The sequence below is a fragment of the Phocaeicola sp. RTP21198st1_B8_RTP21198_201120 genome (assembly GCF_040929485.1).
Taxonomy (GTDB): domain Bacteria; phylum Bacteroidota; class Bacteroidia; order Bacteroidales; family Bacteroidaceae; genus Phocaeicola; species Phocaeicola dorei.
Genome location: NZ_JBCOCI010000178.1, coordinates 1 through 2,898 on the forward strand (window position 1 = coordinate 1; position 2,898 = coordinate 2,898).

4 protein-coding genes and 1 pseudogene are annotated in these 2,898 nt (G+C 38.0%); all 5 read left to right on the forward strand.

What is annotated here, in order from left to right:
- A pseudogene (locus tag AB5935_RS24140) lies at positions 1 to 277 on the forward strand (transcriptional regulator); the annotation flags it as partial.
- Between the two features lie 110 nt (positions 278 to 387).
- Complete coding sequence (locus AB5935_RS24145) at positions 388 to 702, forward strand: nucleotidyltransferase domain-containing protein (RefSeq protein ID WP_038608897.1); 315 nt, start codon at positions 388 to 390, stop codon at positions 700 to 702.
- Positions 703 to 766: 64 nt separating this feature from the next.
- Positions 767 to 937: a hypothetical protein gene (locus AB5935_RS24150; RefSeq protein ID WP_158560124.1), complete on the forward strand. Its 171-nt coding sequence runs from the start codon at positions 767 to 769 to the stop codon at positions 935 to 937.
- Positions 938 to 1,645: 708 nt separating this feature from the next.
- On the forward strand, positions 1,646 to 2,401 hold the full coding sequence (gene kdsA / locus AB5935_RS24155) for a 3-deoxy-8-phosphooctulonate synthase (RefSeq protein WP_007845499.1): 756 nt from the start codon (positions 1,646 to 1,648) through the stop codon (positions 2,399 to 2,401).
- Positions 2,398 to 2,898, forward strand: a 501-nt coding sequence (locus AB5935_RS24160; protein WP_368327672.1) for an SIS domain-containing protein, incomplete at its 3' end; no start/stop codon positions are given. The genes kdsA and AB5935_RS24160, both read left to right, overlap by 4 nt.

Here is a 2,898-nt window from a genome sequence, read left to right on the forward strand (position 1 = left end):
CTATAATACGTACCGTGCGGCAGTCATCCCTCAACGCCAGATGGAGGAATTCATCTATTTGTACGAATCCATGCCCTATAACATCGAACTGATGAATCGCCCTTTGGAGGATTATCTTCAGAAAAAGCAGAAAATCCGTATTACCGGTGGTGTCTTCCAAGGTAAGGAGGGTTGTATCATGCGCCTGCATCGCAATACCCGGCTGGTATTCGCTTTTGGTAATATGACGGTGGCGGTTAGTTATCTTCATGCTTTTCCGTTTGAGAAGATAGAATAGCATCGAAATTCTGTTTTCTTTGATGAACATTTTAAAAGCAACGTTAGGAAATACAGAAAATTATTTATTGCATATAGTTTGTATGAAGTGTATAGCAAAAAGAATAGGCAATGAAAACAGATATTTTACAATCCATAACGGAACGGTTGAGGGAAGTGCTTCCCTTAGGAGCTCATGCCATATTGTTTGGATCTCGTGCTCGTGGAGACGCGCGTCACGATTCCGATTGGGACGTGCTTATTTTGTTGGATAAGCCTAAGATCGAATCGGCCGATTATGATAATGTATCCTATCCGTTGGTAGAATTGGGATGGTCGCTTAATGAATGCATCAGTCCTGTGCTTTATACGTTTAAGGATTGGGTAAAGCAGCATTTCACTCCTTTTTACCACAATGTGAAAGACGAGGGGATACGGTTGGTATGAGTTTAAGCAAGGAAGACATAAAAGCTGTGGTAGCTTACCGAAAAGTTAAGTCGTATGCTACATTGTGGGAAGCAGAGGACATGATAGCTACGGAGCACTGGAATTTAGCGGTACAACGTATGTATTACGCTTGTTTTTATATACTTCCGCCTTGTTGCTTAGCGGAGGATTTAAGGTGCAGACCCATAATGGTGTAGTGGGTCAGTTAGGCTTGAATTATGTAATTTTACAATGAAATTCTGAAATCCTGCCCGTTCGATGGGGGAAGAAGTGGTTGCGTGAAATCTAAGTCTATAATCCACTTCGGCAGTGACGAGTGGGCAGAAATGGCATCTGCTTACCACAGCATTATCAGCATAGTAAAGCTTAATGGCTGCTCAGCTTGGGAATACCTGGAAATTTTATAAAAAATATTTGACGGATGCCGGGATTATGTTAATCTTATGCCCTAGAACATCGAGCTATCCATGGTTAACTGTTAATTAATCGCTTTATTTTTAATTTCTCAATAGCTTGTGCACTGAAAAGTGCCTAAAAATTGAAGGGAGCCCTAATTTGAGTACAAACATAAAGAATGCAAATCGTCTTCATTTTGGCGACTTGATGGACAATGTTTTTCATTATATGCTTAATGGCTGGGCTGAATTACAGAACTATCCTATGGATGGTCACTATGCAATTGACAATATGATTGCTGAGCGTGTTCAGACCTTTTACTGTAAACAAAAAAACTTTGTTCTATAGCGTGATGCCGGAGTAGATGTAGTTGCTACATATCTTACCATAATGAAAACAGCCAAAATGTATGGTCTGGAAGTTAGGGATTATCTGGTATATATCTTCCGTGAGATTATGAATGGAAATAAGGACTATAGAGAGTGAAAAATAGAATTTGTTGGATTATTAGTTTAAACTTTTTATTTGTTAAATATAAATTAAAAAAATGTATAAACCGATTTTTATAGCTGGTCCTTGTGTGATAGAAACTTTCGATATATTGGAAGAAGTGGCAAAGGAATTAGTTCGTTTGAATAATAAATATGGTATTAATATTATATTTAAGTCCTCTTTTGATAAAGCAAATCGTACTTCCCTTCATTCTTATCGCGGCCCGAATTTAGAAAAAGGATTAACAATGTTGAATGATATAAAGATGAAGTATGGTTTATCTTTATTGACGGATATACATGAGCCTTATCAGGCAGAAATTGTCGGTGGAATTGTTGATGTAATTCAAATACCTGCTTTTCTTTGTCGCCAAACCGATTTGCTAGTGGCAGCAGCTAGAACAGGAAAAATTATTAATATAAAAAAAGCTCAATTTTTGTCTGGCCAAGATATGAAATACCCTGTTGAGAAAGTTAGAGAGACTGGTAATGCAAACGTATGGTTGACAGAACGTGGAAATACATTTGGATATAACAATCTGGTTGTTGATTTTCGTAATATACCCGATATGTGTTCTATTACTCCTCATGTTATAATGGACTGTACACATTCGGTTCAACGTCCGGGTGCTGATGGAGGGAAAACTGGTGGAAATCGAGAATACGTTCCGGCAATGGCTTTAGCTGCAAAAGCATTTGGAGCTACTGGTTACTTCTTTGAAGTACATCCAAATCCGGATATGGCTTTGAGTGACGGGCCTAACATGCTTTATTTGAAAGATTTGGAAAAAGTAATTTGCAGTTTATTATGAGTGAAATAAAAGATTATGCCATTAAATGCTTTCAAGATGAAGCGCAGGCTATACTAGATTTAATTCCTTTATTGACAGATGATTTTGATAAAGCTATAGATTTGATTTATCATAGCAGGGGTAAATTGGTCGTAACGGGCGTAGGAAAATCCGGTCATTGTGGTGCAAAGATTGCAGCTACTTTGGCCAGTACTGGAACACCTTCCTTTTTTATTAATCCTTTGGATGCTTTTCATGGTGATTTGGGCATGATTTCTTCTAATGATATTGTTTTGGCAATATCAAATTCGGGACAGACAGACGAACTGCTTCGTTTCATTCCATTTTTGAAAAAACGCAATATCCCACTTATTGCTATGTCAGGAAATCAGACATCATTATTGGCGGAATATGCCAATTGTCATTTGAATATTTCGGTGAAATATGAAGCGTGTCCATTAAATCTTGCACCGACTTCATCTACAACCGCTACTTTGGCGATGGGGGATGCCTTAGCA